The following is a 23,559-nucleotide window of genomic DNA, read 5'->3' as shown; positions in this document are numbered from 1 at the left end:
GCTAAAACCATGAATATAGATACGCAAATCTCCCCAATACAAGCATCCAGCCATTTAGAAAAAACAGTTTGGGACAAAGTAACTCGTTTGCACCTTAGAAAAATACTTGCCGAATTTTCTCATGAACGACTAGTTATTCCAAAGCTAATCGGAAATAAAGACGGCTGGGAAATCTATCAACTGACGAGTGCAGACGGAAAGAACGTCTATCAGTTTAATGCTAAGATTCTAGCTTTAAACCATTGGTATATTGATACTCCATCCATTGAAAAATTTACTGAAGGCGAAACTGCTACATTAGATGCACTAAGTTTTATCATTGAATTTAAGGCTGAACTTGGAATTCCTGAGGAGTCATTACCTGTTTATCTGGAAGAGGTATGCAGCACGTTGGCTGGAAGTGCTTACCTTAATTATTATGGCAAACCCAATTCAAAAGAACTATTGGATGCTGGTTATCAGCAAACCGAATCTACCATGACAGGTCACCCTCGATTCATTGCTAATAATGGAAGAATTGGTTTTACTTCTAGCGATCACAGAGAATATGCTCCAGAAGCGGCTGCACCGTTTTCTTTGGTATGGCTTGCCGGTCATCGCTCGACTGCTGTGTTTACTGCCGTCCTGCCTTTAGATTATGAAAAAGTAATGCTACAGGAACTTGGTGAAGAAACGTTAAAAAACTTTAACGATCAGCTTCTTGAAAAAGGGTTAAATCCTAATGATTATTTTTATATGCCGGTACATCCATGGCAATGGTTTAATAAATTATCCAATATATTTTCAGCCGATATCGCAACTAACAGACTGGTTTGTATGGGATACAATGCCGATAAATACCAGCCGCAACAATCGATACGAACATTCTATAATATTACCCATCCTGAAAAATTCTATGTTAAAACGGCTTTATCTGTACTCAACATGGGTTATGTACGTGGGTTATCTCCTAAATTTATGTTGTCTAACCCACCAATCAATGAGTGGATTTACAATCTGGTAAAGGATGATAATTACTTACAATCGAAGGGATTTATCATTCTGAGAGAAATCGCCAGTTTGAGTTTTGCTCATCAATATTATGAAACAGCAGTTCCAGGTGATACCCCTTACAAGAAAATGTTCGCCTGTTTATGGAGAGAAAGTCCAGCCGATAAAGTTTCTGAAAATCAGCGTTTAATTACAATGGCAGCATTACTTCATATTGATAATGAAGGCAAAGCTTACCTTCCTGAATTAATACAGGCATCTGGTTTAACAACTTCAAATTGGTTAAGACAGTACTTTAGCTGTTATTTGAGTCCTTTACTTCATTGCTTTTACAAATGGGATATGGTTTTTATGCCTCATGGCGAAAACTTAATCCTGATTCTGGAAGATCATAAGGTTGTTAATGCCATTATGAAAGATATTGGTGAAGAGGTTTCATTACTTAACTGTAGTTTAGAGATTCCTGAAGAAGCTTTGAGACTCGCTGTTGACGTTCCTGACGATCGCAAAACGTTGCCTTTATTTACACAGGTATTCGATTCTATATTCCGATTTATTGCTGCAATACTTGTAGAACATGCTGATTTTCCTGAAGACGAGTTTTGGAAGCTTGTAGCAGAGTGCATCTTAGATTATCAATCTGCACACCCTGAATTCAGCGAATCTTTCCAAAAATTTGACCTGTTTGTTGATGAGTTCAGCCCTGATGCTCTAAACAAATTACAACTGAATAATAACAGACAGTTGAGAAATCGTGCCAATCCATTTCAAAACCTTCCTTATATCGGTATTGTAAAAAATCCGGTAACACCATTTTACATTAATTAATAAATAATAATTTCGTGAATTATTTTACATCATTAAACAAGTACATACCCTCGCTGCTTATTACTGCTGCATTCTTATTATTGTCTTTACAAACTCAGGCACAACAAACCCAATCGGGTGTCATCAAAGGTCAGGTTATGACAGAAGATGGAAAGAAGGTACTGTACGGCACTGTTAACCTAAATGGAAAATACAGTGTAAAAATAGACAAGGATGGTTGGTATATGTTTGATAAACTTACATCAAAAAATAATACGCTTACTGTCAATATCATGGGGTTAGCCCCACAGACAAAAACAGTTACCGTAGAAACAGGGGAGGAAATTTTATTGGATTTTAACCTTACCGCTAATGCCGAAATTCTTAATGAGGTTTTTATTGTAGGAAACAAATATAAAATTACTTCAAAAAAGAAAAGTGAGTATGTGTCGAGACTTCCAATTTCAAACCTTGAAAATTCACAAGTTTATAGTGTAGTTGACAAAGAACTAATCAAAGAGCAGATGGCTTTAACAGTCGAAGAATCTTTTAGAAATGTTCCGGGAGCTGCACCTGCAAAAACGGGGGCTGGAATGCCCTCTTTTTTCTCGAGAGGTTTTCAAACCAGTGAAAATTTCCGTAACGGAATGGCAACTTATCTGCGCACAGGTGTAGATCTTGCTGCTGTAGAACGTGTTGAGACGTATAAAGGTCCAAGTTCTACACTTTTCGGAGCGCAGATGACCTCATTTGGAGGAATTGTTAATTACATTACCAAAAAACCATACGATCATTTTGGAGGCGAAATAGGCTATACCATGGGAAGTTGGGATCTGAACCGTATGACATTAGACATTAATACCCCGGTTAAGGATGCCGATGGTTTACTGGTTCGGTTAAACGTGGCTCGTCAGACCGAAAATACCTTTCAGGATCAAGGTAACTCTACTACTTTACTTATTGCACCAAGTATTACTTATCAAGTATCAGACCGCTTGAAATTTACGCTGAATGCTGATTTTCAAAGTGTACAAGGAATTGCTCCGGGCGGATGGATTACTTCTCCTACGTTGGGTCTAAGTAGTTTTAAAGATCTTAATCTGGACTACCGCATATCACTTAACGACAACTCTCTCGTAAGTAAACAGGCTTCTACCAATGTATTGCTTGATGCTGAATACAAAATTTCTGACCAATGGACCTCTCAGTCCAGATATGCATACGGTGGTGGTACTTACGATGATCTTTATATTTTTGATTTCATCTGGCAAAATAAATCATCTGTTGATCGCGTATTAAGAGCATTTACGGATGAAAAAACAGTGCGAAAAAACTTCCAGCAAAATTTTACCGGAGATTTTAAAATCGGGAACCTCAGAAACAGACTTGTTGTAGGTTTTGATTATTTATCCAGTTACAGATCAACCCGATATGACGGATTAGGATATGGGGGTAAAGTATTTGAACCGGCAAACCTCGATAATCTAGGTGCAACACCAGTGATTCGAATAGAGGACGTTGAATCGGTTTTAGCAAAAAGAAACACGGGACAAAACCAGACAAAAGAATCTACCTATAGTGTTTATGCCTCAGATGTTCTAAATATAACAGATCAACTTTTAGTTATGGCCAGTTTACGTGTAGATCGTTATATTGGTGATGGTACAACAAATACAAAATCCCGCACAACTGTAGGTGACTACAATCAAACCGCACTCTCTCCTAAATTTGGTCTTGTATATCAAATTATTGAAGATAAAGTAGCGGTTTTCGGTAATTATATGAATGGATTTAAAAACATAGGCAGCAAACTTCAGCCAAATGGAGAAGTTTCTGTTTTTAAACCTCAGGAGGCTGCACAACTAGAAGGTGGTATTAAACTTGATTTATCAGACAAAATCAATGCAACTGTAAGCTATTACCAGATTGATGTAACAAACAGTTTAAGAAATGATGTGACAACTCAGGGAACCTTCGTTGTTCAAGACGGAACACAAAAAAGTAAAGGGCTTGAAATAGAAATTATCGGAAGACCTTTTTCAGGTTTCAACTATGTAGCCAGTTATGGATATAATGATAACGAGTTTACCAAGTCAGCCGAAAATGTAATGGGCAAAAGAGCCGCTGGTACTCCAAAAAATGTGGTTAATCTTTGGGCAAGTTACACTATTGTTAATGGTAAAGCTCAGGGATTGGGACTGGGAATTGGAAATTCTTATGTTTCTGATGCTTTTATTGACAATACAAATACGTTTACTCTTTCCTCTTATAATCTTCTTGATGCAACCCTGTTTTACAACCGTCCGAAATATCGAATTGGTATTAAAGCCAATAACATTCTGGACAAACAATATTGGGTGAGCGATGGTTATTATGCACGTCCACAAAAGCCAAGTAATTTTATGATCAACTTTACTTATAAATTTTAATTAGATGGAGCATATCGATCAGCGCGCTTTCAAATCTCAAAGAATACTATTGGGAGTAGTAATGACTTTTGCGATTCTGGATCATACCCGACTGTTTTTTCATTACTGGAACACCAATCCGGCAGATTTAGATCATACCACTTTCACTTTGTTCTTTACCCGATTTATATCACATTATTTTGCTCCCGCAGTTTTCTTTATAGCTGGTATTGAATTATTTCACTGGATGGGTAAGAGAACCAAAAACCAAAATGTATGGCAGTTATTCAAACTTGGCAGTGCACTGATCCTTATTGAAATTTTTGTAAACAATTTTTTGTATACGTTTGATCCCTATTATCGTACGATTGGTGTCTTTATCATTGGTTCATTAGGTTTATGCCTGTACTGTATGGCGGGGTTACAATACTTCAACAGAAAATTGATCTTATCGATCGCTTTAACTATTATAATAGCTCATCATTTACTGGATTCTTTGCAAATGAAAGGGGATTCTATAAATGCTATCTTCTGGTATTTGTTACATCAACAAAAATTTATACCTCATGGACAGAGTTTGTATATCGTAAATTATACACTACTCCCCTGGTTAGGTGTTCTTTTACTGGGTCATTTTTTTGGATTCTTTTGTAGGTCAGAAAGTTCACCAGTAATTCGAAAAAAAGTACTGCTGTACAGTGGTTTTACTCTTATTGGATTATTTTTCTTATTACGTGGCCTAAATGGTTACGGAGAATCTATCCCGTGGAAAGCAGGAAATTCAAACCTAATCAGCCTACTGTCGTTTTTCAATCTCACTAAATATCCAGCTTCATTGGATTTTCTGGCGATCACATTAGGTCCGATTTTCTTGTTCTTAGCTTATGCAGAAAACTGGAAAGGCAGAGTTGTCAGTTTCTTTTTTACTTTAGGACAGATTCCTTTGTTTACCTATCTGTTCAGTACTCTCATCATTCACTTAGCAGCTATGATTTGGTTATGCTTTAATGGAAAACCATTACAAACGATGGTAATAACGACTGCTTCTTATGGTAAAGATAGCCCATTACTTAATTATGGCTACTCTTTAGCAACGGTCTATATTTTGTGGATTGTATTCGTTCTGATCTGTTATTTCATGATAAAAAAAATAAAACCGATGCAACAAGATTTACTATAAAAATTGTTAATAGTACATTCCAGGAAATAAAAAATGCAGAGAACATATTGACTATGATCTCTGCATTTTTTTATTCTGGTTAAATTTACCAAGTCATAAAAAACAAAAACAAAGTACAATTTTTGACTCCTTGGTTTTATTAAGTATCTAAAATAAGGTACTAAAAGTATATTTAAGAGATTGTGCACTGAACAAATACGAATAAGAAACTTTCATTCTTAACTACAAAAAAATAAGCGGATCCACCCCTGAACCCGCTTATCATTCTATTTAACAAAAAAAAATATTTACTTTCACCTTAATCACTTTAAATTAAAGCTACAGTACTTTTTATTGGATAATTCCAATATTATATCTAAACCGATTGCAAAGCTTTATAATAATCCTCACGTGTACAAAACTCAAGATGTGCTTTTTTATGAGGCAAATCAATTTCGGTCTGGAATACAAATCCGGCTTTTCTATTCAATGCATGAATTTTATGATTGCGTGCATCAGGTTCAACAACAACACGTTGATTTTTGGCGTCACAAAAAATAAAATCCAGTATTACGGTAAAAATTGTCCAGGTAAACTTATTTACGGGTATTTCTAAGGGCGCTACTAAAATATGCATCCCTTTATCCCCTTTTTCTACCTCATAATACGCTCCAATACTATCTGTTTCGGGATTATAACATTCTAATAAAAAGGAAATGTCACCGTTAAAAATTCCCATGTAAACATCAGTTTTCTCCAGAATTTCGCGGTATGAATCGTACACTTCCTGCAAAGAAAATCCATTCATTCCCCAATAAACCGCGTAATCACGATTCACCCAGTCATGAAGCAAAGGCGTGTCAGTTTCTAAGTCTATTGGACGCAATTCAAAAACGCCCATGCCAGGAATTGTTTTGACAAAAACAATATCAGAAACGGCTTTATCTTCTATATCAATTATTTTATTATTCATCATCTCTTATCAAGTTAAGCTTATTATTATTTTAATGGGTGTGACATAATCTTATCTTACACTTTTCTTCAAAATGGTAAAACAACAACCAAGATTATCTCAGCCAATTACGGTCTTGTTATTGAATACCTTCTAGCCGTTGAACCGGAGCAGTGTTTACAGAATCTCTTCAAAAACATTTGATTCTACAACTTCAGCTACAGCAACTCCAAATTCCTGAAAAGCAATTTTTGTTTCAACTGCATAATGCTCAACACCCGTAATTTCTTTGATAATATAAGAATTTCGGTAACAAACCATTCCTAAGTCAGGCGTAACGAATCCGTGCGTGTGTAATTCTGCATTCTGAACAAAAACTTCTCCTCCATTTTTGTCAATACTGTAATTTCGATTGGCAGCAAAACGTCCTTTATCATCCCATTGGATTCTGTCCGTAATTCCTTCGAGGAAAGGCGGCAATTTATAACCGTAACCTGTTGCCAGGACTAATGCGTCGGTTACATGACGGTATTTTTTATCTTGTTCGACCTGATGTAATTCCAATTCAAAAGATTGTTTACTTTCGTCAAAATCTGCTTTTACACAAGCGGAATTTGTTCTTAAATTCACATCAATTTCACCAATCACTTTTTTGGCATAAATAGTGTCAAAAATAGTTTCAATCAGGTCTTTATTAATTCCTTTGTAAAGCAATTTCTGCTCTTTTAACAGATAATCTCTCTTCTCAGCGGGAAGACTGTAAAAGTAATCCACATATTCAGGAGAGGTCATTTCTAAAGTAAGTTTGCTGTAATCCATTGGAAAGAAACGGGACGAACGTGTAATCCAGTTTAACTGATATCCGTACACATCAATTTCCTGCAATAAATCATTAAAAACTTCGGCAGCACTTTGTCCGCTTCCCAAAACTGTAATCGCCTTTTGTTTTTGTAATGCTGCTTTATTCTGCACGTAGGCAGACGAATGAATTGCTTTACCTTTAAGAGTTTGACAGGATTTAGGGATATGTGGTGCAGTTCCCGTACCTAAAATGATCTTTTTAGTCTTATAAAAAGTAACTTTGCTTGTTTTGGTGCAAACTGTACTCACAATATAAACAGACTCATTATCATCATATTCAATCATCGAAACTTCTGTATTAAAAAATACATTTGGGAGTTTCTTGATTGCCCATTGACAGTATTGGTTATATTCGTTTCTTAACAATAAAAAGTTTTCACGAATGTAGAACGAGTACATTTTGCCCTGCTCTTTTATATAATTCAAAAAACTAAACGGGCTAGTTGGATCTGCAAGTGTTACTAAATCAGCCAAAAAAGGAATCTGAAGAGTGGTGTCCTGTAATAACATTCCGGGATGCCAGTTAAAAGATTCATTTTTATCAAAGAACAAACCATCCAGATTTTCAATTGGCGCAGTAAGACATGCCAGACTCAAATTAAAAGGTCCAACACCAACAGCTATAAAGTCGTATATTTTATTTTCCATAAGGGGTATTAATTTATCAATGTATATTCCTGACCGTGAAAAACGATTAAATTTATAATTTCTTCAATATCGGCCTGAGTTGTCAGAGGGTTAAGTAGTGTGAATTTCAGAAATACTTCATTATAGACTTTTGTACTCGTTATAATGGCTTTTCCTTCATTAAAAATGGCTTTACGGATGTAACTATTTAAGCTGCAAAAAGATCCTTCATCTGTTTTCCAGGGTTTATAGCGGAACACAATTGTGCTTATTTCAGGATTATGAATTACTTCAAAGTCATCTCTCCTTCTTAAGAAATCTGCGGTAAAGAGAGCATTATCAATCGCTTTGTCCATGTAGGTGCTTAGTCCCTTTGTTCCAATTATCCTTAGGGTAAACCATAATTTTAAGGCATCAAATCTGCGGGTGGTCTGTATTGATTTCTTCACCATGTTTGGAATCCCCTCGTCTTCCTGCTCTTTTGAGTTCAGGTAATCTGCATGGTATTTTATATAATCAACATACGATTTGTCTCTCATAAAAAAACCACTTGAACTTACCGGCTGATAAAAGGTTTTGTGATAATCTATAGTAACAGAATCTGAAAGTCCAATGCCTTCCAATTTACTGTTATGCTTCTCACTGATCAATAATCCACCGCCATAAGCCGCATCAACGTGAAACCATAATTTATTCTCTTTTGCTATTGCAGCAATTTGGGTTAAGGGATCAATTGAACCAAAATCTGTAGTCCCGGCTGTACCCACAATTGCTATTGGAATATTTCCTAAATCTTTCTGTTGCTGAATTACTTTTTTCAAAGCCTGAACATTCATTTTAAAATCAGTATCAACAGCCACAGGAACAACTGCATTTTGGCCTAATCCTAATAAACTTAAATTCTTCTTTAAGCTAAAATGACTTACTTCAGAACATAAAACTCTAAATTTTGATGCATCCGCAGGAAGCCCATCCATTTTAGGGTCCATATTGTAATTCTTTTTCACAAAATGATCTCGCGCTAAAAGTAATCCCATCAAATTCGACTGTGTTCCTCCGCTTGTAAAAATTCCATCTGCTCGTTCCGGATAACCCAATTTTTCAATCGTCCAGTCTATCAGCTTCAATTCGATAAAAGTGCCTCCAGTACTTTGATCCCAGGTATCCATTGACGAGTTTAAAGAAGAGATAAACGCTTCTGCAACAAGTGTAGGTATCAAAATTGGGCAGTTTAAATGAGCTATGTACTTTGGGTCATGAAAATGAATACAATCATTCAGGTAAATGTCTTTAAGCTCGTCTAAAACATATTCTAAACTGTTTCCCTGATTCTTTTCTTCAAGTACTATTGCATCAATTTTTTCTTTAATCGAAGAAATACTTGCGCCTGTAAAAAGAGTATCTCTGCTTTCTAAATGATTTGCAATTAGTTTAATTGTTTTTTTCATACTCTTCTTGTAAAGAGAAATGGCTTTTTTATTATTAGAAAAAATGTGCTTGACATGTTTTTTTTCTAAAACCTCTTTTAATTCAATTGTGCTTATCTGTTCACGTGCTTCCATTGACTTATTTTATTTAGATTCATTCTAAAGAATAGTTTTTAACAAAAGTATATCCCATAAAAACTAAAGTCAATACTACACGAATAGTAAATAAAATTATACAAAAGAGGTACAAGCAATACTACATATGTAGTATAAAATAGACAAAAAAAATACTATTTACCTTGTCTCGAATTATATTATTTTTCTGTCAATTGCATATAAAATAAGCTCTGGGGTGGTATGTCTGCCAGTTTTTTTCATAATATTTTTCCGATGAGTTCTAAATGTATGAATACTTATAAAAAGGTCAGAAGCAATGCTTTTCCCATCATTACCTTTAGCAATCTGCTTTAAAATTTCTGACTCTCTAAAAGTTAGTTTCTCTTTTAAATCAGATGCCGGTGAAATAAGCACATCTACAAGAAGATTTAGTATTTTCGGACACAAGTAACGTTCACCGTTTTCGATTTTATACAAAGCATCAAAAATAGTTTGCTCCTGACAGTCCTTTGAAATAAATCCGTCAATATTTTCTTTCAGAAAACTGCTGATCGTTTGTTTATTCTTAAAGTATGATAAAATGATAATTTTACAATTTGGAGAATTCAGCCGTAGCTGCTTAAAGTCATCATCATAAAATAAAAAAATATTATTCGGATCGATAATTAAATACTCAACTATATTTTTCTCCATATGAGTAATCAACTCATCTTTAGAACCTACCACGGTTAAATTTGATTTCTTCACAAACTTTTTCAGGGTCTGTTTCAATCCTATTATATGCAAGTTTTCAGAATCTGCAATCAGGAAATTTTTCATTATTTAGGTTGTTTAGATTTGGTCTAAACAAAAATAACAAATAAATCTCACATTATTGTATTAATTTTTCGCACTTATGCAAATACAAAGAAAGAAACTAAGTACAAAAAAAGAAACCTTAATGACAAGTTTGAGGAATTGTACGCGGATGACGCGGATTCGCTAAAGCGAAAACACAATCTCGAAGCGTCGGGATTGATTTCAGATGTGTTATAGTACGCGGATAAAACGGATTCGCTAGAGCGAAAACACTGATAAAACGGATTTCTCGATATTGCTTTTAAAAATCTGCTTTTATCTGTGTCTTTACTTTTGTAAATCCGTGTCATCGGCGTTCTATTTGTAGCCAATTCTAGAACAGACGAATTAAATTCTATCTAACTCTTTGTGTATAGTACGCAGATAAAACAGATTCGCTAAAGCGAAAACACGATCCCGAAGCGTCGGGACGGATTTCTCAATATTGCTTTTAAAAATCAGCTTTTATCTGCGTCTTTACTTTTGTAAATCCGCGTCATCTGCGTTCCCTTTTAGACAATTTTTGTGAAGTTTCTTAGAGCCTTAGAACCTTTGTCGCTCAGAATCTTAAAAAAAAAGTTCCTGATAAAAATACCAGGAACCTTTTTTAAATTACTTAATAGATTGTCTTAGAAACTGTAACCAACAGCTAGATTAAATCTTGATCCATTTCCTCTTGTATAATTGGCATTTGTACCGTAAAATTGAGAAGTTGTAGTATAATAATCTGTATTAAGTAGGTTTTCAATACCTAATTTCACTCTAATTTGATCGGTTACTTTATAAGCTGTAGCCAGATTCCATAAGTTGAATGAATGAATCGGACCTTCACCAATTGCATAAGCTCCTTTTGCATTTGGTTTAAAATAATCACGATCTCCAACATACATCCAATATATTTCTACGTTTAATCTTTCGTTTCCAAATTTTGCGTAACCAGTCATTTTAACTGGAGGTATTCTGTTTGATTTTAAATAAATATCATTCTCTCCATAAAAATGACCATCACCATCTTTATCGCCTCTACCTTGTACATAGGCGTAATTTCCTCCTACAGTAAGTTGTTTTAATACTTGATAATCTGCCTGAATCTCATAACCCCATACACGCTCTGGTAAACGTTCTGCAAGTAAGAAACCATCAACTTGGATTAAGTTTGTTCCTAGTTTAGAAGTACTGTAATAATAAGCTGCACTAAGATTAAACTTCCCTAATTGGCTGCTAAAACCACCTTCATAATTATTTACGATAATTGGTTCAGTTTCTAATTTTGAAATAGCATCTTGTTTTGCAGCAGTAAGAACTCTACCTAAATCAAATACAGAGAAAGCTTGAGAGAAACTGATAAAAGGGTTGAAAAACTTAAACTTAGAATATCTTATACCTGTATTAAAAACAAATGCATCATAATTAAGTTCTCCACCTTTTACGGCAACACTTCCCGCACCATTTGCTCCTGTAGCAAGAGTGTTATAATCATCAATATTTATTTTGATATTTTCGATACGTAAACCAGCTTTTACTGTCCAATCCTCAAATAATTGAGTCGATAATTGTGCGTAAGGAGCCAGATTAACCATATCAATGTTTGGAACCCATACTCTACCGTCGACTAATTTTTGATTTGTTTTATCGTTTAGTAAATCAAAACCATAAGTAACATCTCCCGTAAAGTCTGACGAAACTGTAAATGGTGTGTTCAAATAAACTCTTAATCCTTTTTTAGTAGATGCTGTTTGTGATTGTCCAGATCCGTAGAAAAAGGCAGAATTAGAGAAAATAGTCAAGAAATCCTGAAAATATAAATTAGCCGTTAAACTAGTATTACCAAAAATCTCTTTGTTTGAATATTGAAGATTTGCATTGTGATTGTAACGTGTACCTTCATCAGCACCAGGTCTGTTTCCTAATACACCAATTGCAGGGCTAACACCATAAACTCCATTTTTAAGTACAAAATCAGAATCTTGATTAGAACTAAAGTAATTGTACATTAATTCAATTCTTTGTTTTTCTGTAAGATCATATCCTAATTTGGTAAACACATTATATGTTTTGGTTTCACCTAATCCATATTCTGGAGATATAACTTCTCCTTCTCCATCACGAAAAACACCAGTCTTTTCATATACACCACCTATGATATAATTGAAATTTTTAATTTTTCCATAAAACTGTTGTAAAAGTCTATATCCTACAACGCTATCCCCTTTAATGTTTCCAGTAGTACCAGCTTCACTATATCCTGCAAATTTCTTTTGTGTCTTGCCCGATTTTGTAATATAGTTAATCAAACCTCCATCGGCTCCATTACCATAAATAGCTGTTGCTCCTTTTATAACTTCAATACGCTCGATTACCGAAGGATCAATAGAGCGTAATTCTCTACCAGCCGATTTTAATGGTGTCGATTGCGGAATCCCATCGATAAGAACCAAAGGATTTCTTCCTCTAAGAGTTTGTCCGTAATTCCCAGTATTATTAGTCGCAGAACCTAAACCTGGAACTGCAAAAGCAAGAACATTAGCAATATTTGGACTTACAATTGATAAGTTTTCGATACTCTTAGCATTAATTACCGTTACAGATGATGGCGTTTTAGATAAAGTTTCTACTTTTCTGCTAGCCGAAACAATTATTTCATCCAGCTCTGATCCATTATCTCCAAAATTTGCACCTAATGCCTGATCTTTATTTGATACTTTTAATATTAAATTAAGTGTTGTGGTTTGATTTTTAGAGACACTAATCTCTTGTTCTATTGTTTCGTAACCTTTTAAGGATGCCTGTAAAGTATAGATATTGGCGATTATTTTGTCAAATTTAAAGCTACCATCACTACCCGTCGAAGTGCTATATTTTGATGCTTTAAGAATAATACTTACTCCTGTTAAAGGTTTGCCATTTGAAGTTGTTATTTGTCCTTTAATTTTTCCTGGGCTTTGTTGCGCGAAAGATGTTAAGACCGAAAATAAAAAACAAATTATAAATATAAACCGTGATATTCTTAAGTTGAGATACTTCATTAATTTTAAATTTGATTGGTTATCTGTTTTTAATAGTTCTAAATAAAAACAGCGCAAATGTAAATATTAATAATCCTTTAACAAAAATTATTTAGATTAATTCTACATAATTTTTGTTAAAAAATCACCTCAATTAGCTTCAATATCAAATGCCTAAATATTTATAGAATGCATTAGAAATATTAATATTTAGAAAGAATAGAAATCCTGGTACCACTCACCTATCACAGTCATTAATATCAATTTGGTTTTAAATATTCATTTTTGTAATTTCATTTTTTATAACTTTAAATATGCATCTACAAGTATTGTATTTCTTTTTAGAAGAGAACAAAATTTGTTATCGGAATTAATTAAATGAAAACACCTTATCAAATTTCAGATTTTATAGAACAAGCAGACGAAAATGGTTACGTAGCACTTAAAGTTTTTTGTAATAAAGTTTTTAGACTAAATGACGATGCGATTTCTGGATTTTTTGATTCAGAATATAGATTTTATGACTCCCCTAGATCTCAGGCGGCTCGAAAAGATATTCGAAATAACATCTCTTTTATCGAGATTATTAAGAAAAGAAGAGCTACTGGAGAAACTTATACCGTAAGAAAAGTTAATGGTGGAATATATAAAGACGATTTGGAATATTTTATTGCACAAGCCAAAATTGCAATACTGGAAAATGATCAACTATTTGACAAGGTCTACGAGCAATATGCTTTACAAAGAAATGAAAAAGTAAGAATAAATCTGGAAAAATACGGATCTCAAAAAGAGGAATGATTCATTACTCCTCTATCTCTTTGCTTTTCTGCCATGGAAATTTCCCTTCGATTTCTACCTCGAGTGATAAACTCAAAAAAGTTCTAATCAATACGATAACTCCTAACGAAAGGACACGATCCATCGTTGGTTCGGTTACAACTGTGCCGATAATATCTCCTGCAACAAGGATTTCTAGACCTAACAAGATTCCTTTGCCAAGTTCTTGTCTTAATATTTTGTAGGAACGTGGAGTTGTTCCCTGAAGTGAAAAAATGAACTTACCCATCGCTAGCACAATCCCTATAATTATGGTGATAATACCAGTTATTTCAATTCCTTTCGCTACATATTCTATGTATATTTTCACTACTTCCATTTTATCTTATTTTCAATAAATTAGCATAGACTAATGTAAGTAAATTAACCCACATTAATCTATATTAATATATCTTTTATAAAATAGGATTGGAATGAACTAGCATTGCTTTTCTAAAATAAACTTGCTCTTGAATACTATTTTTACTGTCATCTTTTTCATAATCGAATACTTGATATTCAAGAGATTCCAATAATTCAATCAAAATAACATCATCTTTAAAAGCTTTAATCCATATTAAATCATATTTTCTTTGATTAGCAACTTCTTCAGCACGCTTGAGTAATACCATTAAATCATCTTTTCCAAAATAAACAATATGGTCAATACCAACAGGTTTATTCGCTCCAAGATTTTGATTAGAAAGTCTGGATGAATTAAGCTTCATAAAACCTAAAGGTGTTTCGTTATCATAAACCATCATCATTTCGACCGAAAAATCATTTTGTATTTTAAAGAGTTTAGGAATAGAAAGATTTTCTTCTACATATTTCTCTCCTAATACTTGCGATTGATCAAATAAATTGGAATAGAATTTAATTGCCTGATTTTCTATCCATCCCGCATTATCATTTATTATAACTACAAATTTTGCAACTTTTGACATAATTTATTTTTTATTTACACATTGTCAGTAAAATTATCATGGTACAAAGTTGCGTTGATTTGTTTCATCAATAAAGAGCCAAATGTCCTATATGTTGGTCGTAAAGTCGTATCAAGAAAACTTAACCGTAAAGAAATTAACCGCAAAGAACGCAAGGGAAAATCGCAAAGTTCACAAAGGTTTATAATCTGTAGATTAAAAAAGATTAACCATTAAGACATTAAGATTCATTAAGGATTTAGCTTAATTTTTCTTTTTTTCTTAATGGTAAAAATTATTTTTAATGGTTGTGGTTAGTTTAACTACAGAGAACACAAAGTTTTATAATCCGTAGGTTAAAAAAGTTTAACCATTAAGACATTAAGATTCATTAAGGATTTAGCTTAATTTTTCTTTTTTTCTTAATGGTAAAAAATATTTTTAATGGTTGTGATAAGTTTAACTGCACAGAACACAAAGTTTTTAATCTGTAGGTTAAAAAAGTTTAACCATTAAGACATTAAGATTCATTAAGGATTTAGCTTAATTTTTCTTTTTTTCTTAATGGTGAAAAATATTTTTAATGGTTGTGGTTAGTTTAACTGCAGAGTACGCAGGGTGTTATTGATTAAGCTTTGCGAACTTTGCGTAAATCTTTGTGTTCTCTGCGGTTAAATCAACAAGTTATTGTCCATTATTTTTACGATACTCCAAAGGAGAGAAACCAGTATAATTCTTAAAAAATTTTCCGAAAACAGACTGATTGGAAAAGTTCAGCATTTCGCTTATCTGATTAATGGTTAGTGCTTTGTTTTGCAGTAATACTTTAGCTTCAAGCACTATAAAATCATCAATCCAATCTCCTGCAGTTTTCCCACTATTCTTTTTAATGACTTCAGATAAATACTTGCGTGTAACATTTAAACTATCTGCATAATACCCTACAGAACGTTCTCTTAAAAATTCTTTAGCAAGGATTTCTTTGAATTTTTCAAATAATGGATTTTGATCGTAGTTATCGGTAATAGTTTGTTTTATAGCATCAAGTTCGAACACTAATATATAGAGATAATTTCTTAAAATTGAAGATTGATTGTTGTTATTGCTATTAAGTGTATCACTAATTAAATCAAATATTTTTCCGAATTTAATCTTAGCATCTTTCTCAAGGCTAAATACATGCATCTGACTATTATCGAAAAAATCATATTGATTCAGGAAGAAAACATTTGCCTGATTTTTAAGGAAGAATTGCGGTTTAAAAAAGATGATATCCATTAAAATCTCATCGCTGTTTTTGGTAAAACTTCTTATTACCGAAGGGCCTAATGTGATTATTGCTGGTGCGTGAATTACAATTTTTGTAAGCCTTGTTTGCATTATAATACTTCCTTTTTTAAGAAATTCTATCGCATAACTTTCTGCTCGATAAGGTTCGTCGATGTAAGGATGATCATTTATTTGTACATAAAAATAATCGTTTTTGTTTTCCTCAGTTGTAAACAAGCTCGTATGATGCTCAAGTGAGTATGTTATAATTTTGTTCATTAATGAGAAATTGGAAGCTAATTTATAGCCAAATATAATTAATGCTGGACGAATACTTAAATGTAGCTACAATAAAAAGAAAACAAAATTTATTATCTTTACTACTATGATGGAAATAGGTATAGATAGTTTTGCCTCTGCAATGTACGGGAACAATAATACGCTTAGTAGCGTAGATGCAATGGAGCAATTATTACAAAGAATTGAACTAGCTGATCAGGTAGGTCTTGACATATTTGGTATTGGCGAGCATCACAAAAAAGAATTCTTAGATTCTGCTACAGCAGTAATTTTGGCAGCAGCTGCTGCAAAAACAAGCAATATTCGGTTATCAAGTGCCGTGAGTGTTTTAAGTGCTGCTGATCCTGTGCGTGTATATCAAAGTTTTGCTACTTTGGATTTAATCTCCAAAGGACGAGCAGAAATTGTCGTTGGGCGTGGATCATCAATAGAAGCTTATCCCTTATTTGGGTTTAATCTTAATGATTATGACCAACTTTTTAAAGAGAAACTAGAACTTTTGCTGCAAATACGAGATAATGAATTTGTTACTTGGTCAGGAAAATTTCGTCCTGCTCTAAATAACCTTCCTGTTTATCCACGTGCATTACAAGAAAAATTACCTATTTGGCTAGGCGTTGGCGGAACTCCAGAATCTTTTGTAAGAGCAGGAACTCTGGGATTACCATTAATGGTTGCTGTTATTGGAGGCCAAACACATCGTTTTCGTCCGTTAATTGATTTATATAGAGAAGCTGGTAAAGCAGCAGGATTTACTGCCAAAGAATTAAAAGTAGGCTTGCATTCGCCAGGTTATGTAGGTAGTACAAATGAAAAAGCAATTGCCGATTATTATCCGGGTTATGCCGAACTTTGGACTAAACTAGGAAAAGAACGTGGCTGGCCACCTGTTACAAAAGCACAGTTTGATAGTCTTATCGACGAAAAAGGGGTTTTGGTTGTAGGTAATCCCGAACAAGTAGCTGAGAAGATTTTAAGACATAGTGAATCTCTTGGCGGTGTTTCAAGATTTACATTCCAAATGGATAATGCAGGACTTACACATTCCCAATTAATGAATGCAATAGAATTAATTGGAACAAAAGTTATCCCATTAATTAGAAAGTCTGAGTAAATTTTATTTTGTATCTGAATAAAATTAATACATAGAAAAATAAATTTTTTTAGTTACCAATAAAGCGTTTCACTTAGTTAAAACACACATAGTTAGCTATGTGAAAAGTTATGATTTTCTATGAGATGCTTTAGATATTCATTTTAAATCTATGTTTCTATGTGTTAAAAATCATTTTGCGATATATATTGGGTTAGACGCACTGGGGTGCGTCTCTACCTAGATATTGTTGAATATCGTTTTGCGATATGTATTGTGTTAGACGCACTGCGGTGCGTCTCTACCTAGATACATTAAACAGGAAAGGTAGCCTAGTGACTACCTTTTTCTGTTTAACAAATGTTTGGGCTTTTACTCTCCACTATTCATAAACGTCATTAAAAGTGTGTACGCATTCTTAGTCACAACTTTGGATGATGCATTTATTAGAGAAGATTTAATTTGGCGAAAGCCTTCATTGGTCGTTCCTGGTTCTACCGGAATCATTTTATAATTATTATTTCCTGTAGAAGAAAAAACAAAGAATTTGCCTTGCCATCTTACAACAGCATCTTCTGGAACGGTAAGTGCTTTTTCGTTTTCAAATTCTGCTTCAGCATTAATAAAAAGACCAGGAAGTAATGAGCTATCGTATTTATTTACTTTACAGATTACTTCGGCTGCACGATCTCCGTTAAGACTTTGGTTTATGTAAGCGATTTTAGCCGTATATTTCTTTGAAGGATTACTATTGGTAAAAGCTGTAACCGATTGTCCTACAGAAAGTAAGTGTACATCTTTCTCAAAAGCATTCATAACAAGAACGATATCACTGGTTTCCATTAATTCAAACAACATATCCGTTGGAGATATATATTTACCCACGTTTACATTAACCTTAGTTACCAGACCATTTATAGGCGAAACAATAGATACCGTTTTACTGATATTTGAGGCTGTAAGTGTTCTTACATTAATCCCCAATAAAGTTAGTTTCTGTGCCAATGATGCCATATTTATACGCTGGGTTTGCATTTCGGTAGCAGTTTGTTCGTATAATTTATCGCTACTTGCTTTCTTGGCATTAAGTTCTTTTTGTCTGTTATATTCGCTTTGCGATAATTGAAACTTTTCTTTTGCAGTAAGATAATCCTGTTGCAGTTGTATGTATTGCATATCTTCTACTACTGCTAATAATTGCCCTTTTTTAACGTGCATTCCAGACATTAAACCTGTTTGTTTAATATATCCTCCTAACGGAATACTGATGCTTACAACACTTTTAGGCGGTACAGTAACTGTTCCCTGAAGCGTTAATATTTCTTTTACATTTTTTTCTTGTGGACTCCCTACAATCAATCCAGCATTTTTTACCTGATCATTAGTTAATTGAATGCTGTTTTCTTGCTTATTGACTTCGGCATTATTTTGTTCTTCTTTTTTGTCGCTTTTGCAGGATACTATAAGCAACATGCCTAAAATTGCGGTTATATATGTTCTCATTATATTATAAATTATTAATGGTTTGCAGATTAATTATGGCTTTATTATAATCATTAATCCTGTCTAGATATTCACTTTTTATTGTAATTGCTTGGTTTACCACCAATACCCATTGTAGATAATCAATATCTCCATTTTCTAACTGACTATTGGCAGCATCAATTATAGTCGATGCATTTTTAAGCCCATCATTCTCATAATAATTAAGACTTTCTTTATACTTCTCTACCTCACTTATAGCATTCGAAATATCCGTTTTCACTTCAATTTTTGCTGCTTCTGCCATTGTTTTATACGTTTCGTATTCTGTTTTAGCAGCTTTATTTCGTGCTGATTGACTTGTATAAAACAACGGAATAGATAATCCCAGATTTACATAACTAAATCTATGACTGCTATCATAATATACTTCTTGCCCAGCATCATTGGTTTGAGCACCTATTATACTCAAATTATTATATCCCAATGTAATATCTGGTAGCATCTTAGCTTGTTCTGTTTTCCATTTCCATTTTGCAGTTTCGGCAATATGATTGGCCAGTTTTATTTGTGGCAACTCTGCCGAATTTGATTTTTCGTTTAACGAAACATTAAATTCATTCTTGATATTAGTTGCTGTTGGAACATGAATTATACTATCCTGAAGAACAGCATTAAAAGATCGTATTGTTATATCTATATCTCTGTTTACCATTGTAAGCTGGTTGGTATAGAATTGTCTTGCCGATTGAGATGCGCTTTTTTCAAGCACATTTGTTTCTCCGGCTCTATAACGCAAATCCGATTTTTGCTCCATTAATCTGTAAATAGAATCGGCGTAAGCCAATAGTTCTTTTTTACTATTTAGCCAGATATAAGAATAAAAGAGATTCCTCACATTCGATTTTATTTGTTGTGCCGTTAACTGAGATTCAGCCTTGGCAGCATTATACCCTTCTTTTAAAGCCTTTTTCTGATTGCTATAAACGGTTGGGAAAGCAAATGTTTGGCTAATGCCGAAACGAGTGTCGTTAAGACCACTGTTAAACTGCCCATAATCTGCATCCAAAGCTGTTTTCGGGATATCAAAAGCCGATTTTTGGAGTTGTTCTTTTGATTTTTCGTTCAGTTGTGCCGATTTCACTCTTTTGTTATTCTGAATCGCAATAGACAATGATTCATCAAGAGATATCGGTCGTTGTTGTGCCTGAACCGAAGCTGTAATTAATAAAGCAACAAGTAATAATGTCAATTTATCGATTTTATGTTTCTTCATTTTTTTGGTAAATACTTTGGTATGATATGTCATTAAATAAATAGACGGAAGCACGAACAACGTAAGTAAAGTTGCCGTTATTAATCCTCCTATAACTACTGTTGCAAGTGGACGTTGAACCTCTGCACCTGCACCATTACTTAAAGCCATTGGCAAGAAGCCTAAAGATGCTACAGCGGCTGTCATTAATACGGGACGCAACCTGTTTTTTGTTCCTGTAATGATAATTTGAAACGGATCAGTGATTTCGCCTAGCTTCTGTATTCGGTTAAACTCCGATATTAAAACAATTCCGTTAAGTACGGCTACTCCAAATAATGCAATGAAACCAACTCCTGCAGATATACTAAAAGGCATATCACGCAATGCAAGTCCAAATACTCCACCAATTGCCGATAAAGGAATTGCTGTAAAAATTATAATTCCTTCTTTAAGAGATCTAAATGCAAAATATAGCAATGCCAGAATCATAAATAATGCAGCTGGTACAGCTACACCAAGGCGAGATTTTGCTTGTTGTAAGTTTTCAAATGTTCCTCCGTAAGTAATGTAATACCCTGGATCAAATTTTATTTGCGCATTTACCTTTTTCTGTAATTCTTCTACAATCGATTCTACATCCCGACCTCTAACATTAAAACCAACAATGATTCTTCTTTTAGCGTCTTCTCGTTGTATTTGGTTTGGACCTTCAACTTCTTTCACCGATGCAACTTGATAAAGCGGAATTTGCATTCCTGATGGTGTTGCGATTAAAAGATTACGTACATCAGATATATCTTTTCGTCCGCTAGCTTCTACCCTAACAACCATATCAAATCGTTTTTCACCTTCATAAATACTACCAGCTACTGCACCTGCAAAAGCTGCATTTACGGTTTGGTTAATGTCAGAAACATAGATTCCGTATTTAGCCATTTCAGCCCAATCATAATCTATAACGATTTGTGGCATTCCTGTCACTTTCTCAACATATAGATCTGTCGCCCCTTCTACAGTTTTACCAATATTGCCTAATTTCTCGGCATATTCAGCAAGTTTATCAAGATCTTCTCCATAAATTTTACATACAACATCTTGTTTTGCACCAGTCATAAGTTCGTTAAAACGCATTTGAACTGGAAATTGAAAACCAGTCGTAACTCCGGGAGCAACTTGTTTTACTGTTTCGGTCATTTTATCTGCCAGTTCTGGGAAAGATGAAGCACTTGTCCACTCCGATTTATCTTTTAAAACAATAATCATATCCCCACCTTCTATAGGCATTGGATCCGTAGGAATCTCGGCACTACCAATTCTCGATACTACTTTTTCAACTTCGGGATAGTTGCTTTTAAGAGCAGCCGAAATTTTCTGAATTGTTTCTGTAGTTGTCGATAAATTTGTTCCTAGTAGTAAACGTGTTTCTACAGCAAAATCTCCTTCTTCTAGTTGTGGTATAAACTCACCACCCATTCGTGTAAACAAAAACATTGCGATACCAAATAAAACAAATGCCGAGATAACGATAGATTTTCTTACTCGTAAAGCTTTAGTTAGCCAGTTTTCATAATACGATTCTAACCTTGCCATAATTCGGTCGGAAAGATTAGGTTTATGGTTTACTTTTTTACTTATAAATAAAGAACTAACCATTGGCACATAGGTAAGCGATAAGATAAATGCTCCTAAAATGGCAAAAGCAACGGTTTGTGCCATTGGTTTAAACATTTTACCTTCTATTCCCTCTAATGATAATATAGGAAGATATACTATAAGTATAATTATTTGTCCAAATACTGCCGCATTCATCATACGCCCTGCCGAACTAGCAACTTCTTTGTCCATTTCTGGTTGCGAGACACTATCGACATTTTTATACTTTTTAGTGCTGTGCATATGGTGTAATATGGCCTCGACTATAATTACAGCACCATCGACTATTAAACCAAAATCAAGAGCGCCAAGACTCATTAAATTTCCGCTTACGCCAAAGGTATTCATCATGATAATAGCAAATAACATTGCTAATGGTATCACCGATGCTACAATAAATCCTGCACGCAGATTACCTAAAAACAGCACCAATACCAAAACAACAATCAATGCGCCTTCAATAAGATTTTTTTGAACTGTACCAATAGCGTTATCAACCATTTTGGTACGGTCTAGAAAAGGTTCTATTTTTAAACCTTCTGGCAAAATCTTTTCAATTTCGGCAACACGTTTTTTTACATCTACAATAACATTATTTGCGTTTTCGCCTTTAAGCATCATAACAATTCCACCTACAGATTCTCCCAGATCATCTGTGGTTAAAGCTCCATAACGTATCGCCGAAGACATTTTTACATCGGCAATATCTTTTATAAGAATTGGTGTTCCTGCTTGGGTATTTTTTACAATAATATTCTGGATATCACTTATATTCTTGGTAAGACCAACGCTACGGATATATAGTACTGTTGGACCTTTCTCGATATAAGCTCCTCCTGTATTCTCATTATTACTACTTAAGGCTGTAAAAACCTCTTTAATAGTAAGACTTTGGGCTTTTAATCGTGCAGGGTTTACGGCAATTTCATATTGTTTTAATTTTCCTCCAAAAGTAGCTACATCGGCAATTCCGGGAGTTCCTAAAAGTTGTCTTCGAATTGTCCAATCTTGGATTGTTCGCAAATCCTCAAGAGAATACTTGGCTTCGTAACCTGGTTGTGGTTTTACAACATATTGGTATATTTCGCCCAATCCTGTTGTTGCAGGAGCCATTTCGGGTTTACTGGCATTTTTGTCTATTTCTACTTTTTGCAAACGTTCGGCAACCTGCTGACGCGCCCAATACACATCTGTATCATCATCAAAAACAATTGTTATTAATGAAAGTCCAAAACGCGAAATACTACGACTTTCTTTAAGCTGCGGAATATTACTTATCGCCTGTTCTATCGGGAATGTTATAAGACGTTCTACATCTTCGGCTCCTAAGGATGGAGCGGTTGTAATAATTTGTACCTGATTGTTTGTGATGTCTGGTACAGCATCTATTGGTAAACGACTAACTTCATACACGCCATAAATAATCCATAGCAATGTAAAGACGCCAATTACCAGTTTATTCTTAACTGAGAATTGTATTATCTTATTAAGCATAATTTGATTTAATTTTTAGATATAATAATGCTATAGCTGAGACCTATAAATGTCTTAACTACAATAAAAAATTTG

General features: G+C 34.1%; 15 protein-coding genes. 5 read left to right on the top strand and 10 right to left on the bottom strand.

Features of this window, described 5'->3' with window-relative positions:
- The first annotated feature begins 9 nt into the window (after positions 1-9).
- From AC3IPI_RS17405 to AC3IPI_RS17395, 3 genes are read left to right on the top strand one after another with little or no spacing between them, the layout of a single operon-like run.
- The gene (locus tag AC3IPI_RS17405; RefSeq protein ID WP_489154464.1) at positions 10-1,818 is read left to right on the top strand and encodes an IucA/IucC family protein; all 1,809 of its coding nucleotides are present in this window, start codon (positions 10-12) and stop codon (positions 1,816-1,818) included.
- A gap of 14 nt (positions 1,819-1,832) precedes the next feature.
- Positions 1,833-4,226 (top strand): TonB-dependent siderophore receptor, encoded by a 2,394-nt coding sequence (locus AC3IPI_RS17400; protein WP_489154462.1) that lies wholly within the window; start codon positions 1,833-1,835, stop codon positions 4,224-4,226.
- A gap of 4 nt (positions 4,227-4,230) precedes the next feature.
- Positions 4,231-5,385 carry an acetyltransferase domain-containing protein gene (locus AC3IPI_RS17395; protein WP_489154461.1) on the top strand — a complete coding sequence of 385 codons (1,155 nt, stop codon included), beginning with the start codon at positions 4,231-4,233 and terminating at the stop codon, positions 5,383-5,385.
- A gap of 355 nt (positions 5,386-5,740) precedes the next feature.
- Here the strand turns inward: AC3IPI_RS17395 and AC3IPI_RS17390 are convergent, their stop codons facing one another.
- The 5 genes from AC3IPI_RS17390 to AC3IPI_RS17370 all read right to left on the bottom strand — a co-directional run bounded on the left by AC3IPI_RS17390 (position 5,741) and on the right by AC3IPI_RS17370 (position 13,211).
- Entirely contained in the window at positions 5,741-6,340 is a 600-nt protein-coding gene (locus AC3IPI_RS17390; RefSeq protein WP_489154460.1) for a GNAT family N-acetyltransferase, read from the bottom strand.
- A 153-nt stretch (positions 6,341-6,493) separates the two neighbouring features.
- On the bottom strand, positions 6,494-7,825 hold the full coding sequence (locus tag AC3IPI_RS17385; RefSeq protein WP_489154458.1) for a lysine N(6)-hydroxylase/L-ornithine N(5)-oxygenase family protein: 1,332 nt from the start codon (positions 7,823-7,825) through the stop codon (positions 6,494-6,496).
- An 8-nt stretch (positions 7,826-7,833) separates the two neighbouring features.
- Positions 7,834-9,252, bottom strand: coding sequence for a pyridoxal phosphate-dependent decarboxylase family protein (locus AC3IPI_RS17380; protein WP_489154456.1), 1,419 nt, complete (start codon positions 9,250-9,252; stop codon positions 7,834-7,836).
- Positions 9,253-9,540: 288 nt separating this feature from the next.
- Complete coding sequence (locus AC3IPI_RS17375; protein ID WP_489154454.1) at positions 9,541-10,167, bottom strand: LuxR C-terminal-related transcriptional regulator; 627 nt, start codon at positions 10,165-10,167, stop codon at positions 9,541-9,543.
- A 647-nt stretch (positions 10,168-10,814) separates the two neighbouring features.
- Entirely contained in the window at positions 10,815-13,211 is a 2,397-nt protein-coding gene (locus tag AC3IPI_RS17370) for a TonB-dependent receptor (RefSeq protein WP_489154452.1), read from the bottom strand.
- A 357-nt stretch (positions 13,212-13,568) separates the two neighbouring features.
- Between AC3IPI_RS17370 and AC3IPI_RS17365 the strand changes: the two genes are divergently transcribed.
- Positions 13,569-13,991, top strand: coding sequence for a hypothetical protein (locus tag AC3IPI_RS17365; protein ID WP_039114680.1), 423 nt, complete (start codon positions 13,569-13,571; stop codon positions 13,989-13,991).
- Positions 13,992-13,995: 4 nt separating this feature from the next.
- Here AC3IPI_RS17365 and AC3IPI_RS17360 read toward each other — a convergent pair whose 3' ends face one another.
- The 3 genes from AC3IPI_RS17360 to AC3IPI_RS17350 all read right to left on the bottom strand — a co-directional run bounded on the left by AC3IPI_RS17360 (position 13,996) and on the right by AC3IPI_RS17350 (position 16,483).
- Positions 13,996-14,349 carry a DUF1622 domain-containing protein gene (locus AC3IPI_RS17360; RefSeq protein WP_039118854.1) on the bottom strand — a complete coding sequence of 118 codons (354 nt, stop codon included), beginning with the start codon at positions 14,347-14,349 and terminating at the stop codon, positions 13,996-13,998.
- A gap of 76 nt (positions 14,350-14,425) precedes the next feature.
- Positions 14,426-14,956, bottom strand: a complete 531-nt coding sequence (locus tag AC3IPI_RS17355; protein ID WP_489154449.1) for a hypothetical protein — start codon at positions 14,954-14,956, stop codon at positions 14,426-14,428.
- 663 nt (positions 14,957-15,619) lie between these two features.
- Complete coding sequence (locus AC3IPI_RS17350; protein ID WP_489154447.1) at positions 15,620-16,483, bottom strand: helix-turn-helix domain-containing protein; 864 nt, start codon at positions 16,481-16,483, stop codon at positions 15,620-15,622.
- A 109-nt stretch (positions 16,484-16,592) separates the two neighbouring features.
- Between AC3IPI_RS17350 and AC3IPI_RS17345 the strand changes: the two genes are divergently transcribed.
- Positions 16,593-17,618: an LLM class flavin-dependent oxidoreductase gene (locus AC3IPI_RS17345; RefSeq protein WP_489159242.1), complete on the top strand. Its 1,026-nt coding sequence runs from the start codon at positions 16,593-16,595 to the stop codon at positions 17,616-17,618.
- Between the two features lie 351 nt (positions 17,619-17,969).
- Here the strand turns inward: AC3IPI_RS17345 and AC3IPI_RS17340 are convergent, their stop codons facing one another.
- Positions 17,970-19,100, bottom strand: a complete 1,131-nt coding sequence (locus AC3IPI_RS17340) for an efflux RND transporter periplasmic adaptor subunit (RefSeq protein WP_489154445.1) — start codon at positions 19,098-19,100, stop codon at positions 17,970-17,972.
- Between the two features lie 4 nt (positions 19,101-19,104).
- On the bottom strand, positions 19,105-23,484 hold the full coding sequence (locus AC3IPI_RS17335) for a CusA/CzcA family heavy metal efflux RND transporter (RefSeq protein WP_489154443.1): 4,380 nt from the start codon (positions 23,482-23,484) through the stop codon (positions 19,105-19,107).
- Positions 23,485-23,559 lie beyond the last annotated feature (75 nt).

The sequence above is a fragment of the Flavobacterium sp. GL_143 genome (genome assembly GCF_057834355.1).
Note: the sequence above shows the minus strand (reverse complement) of the source record. Positions and strands in the feature narration are given on the sequence as shown.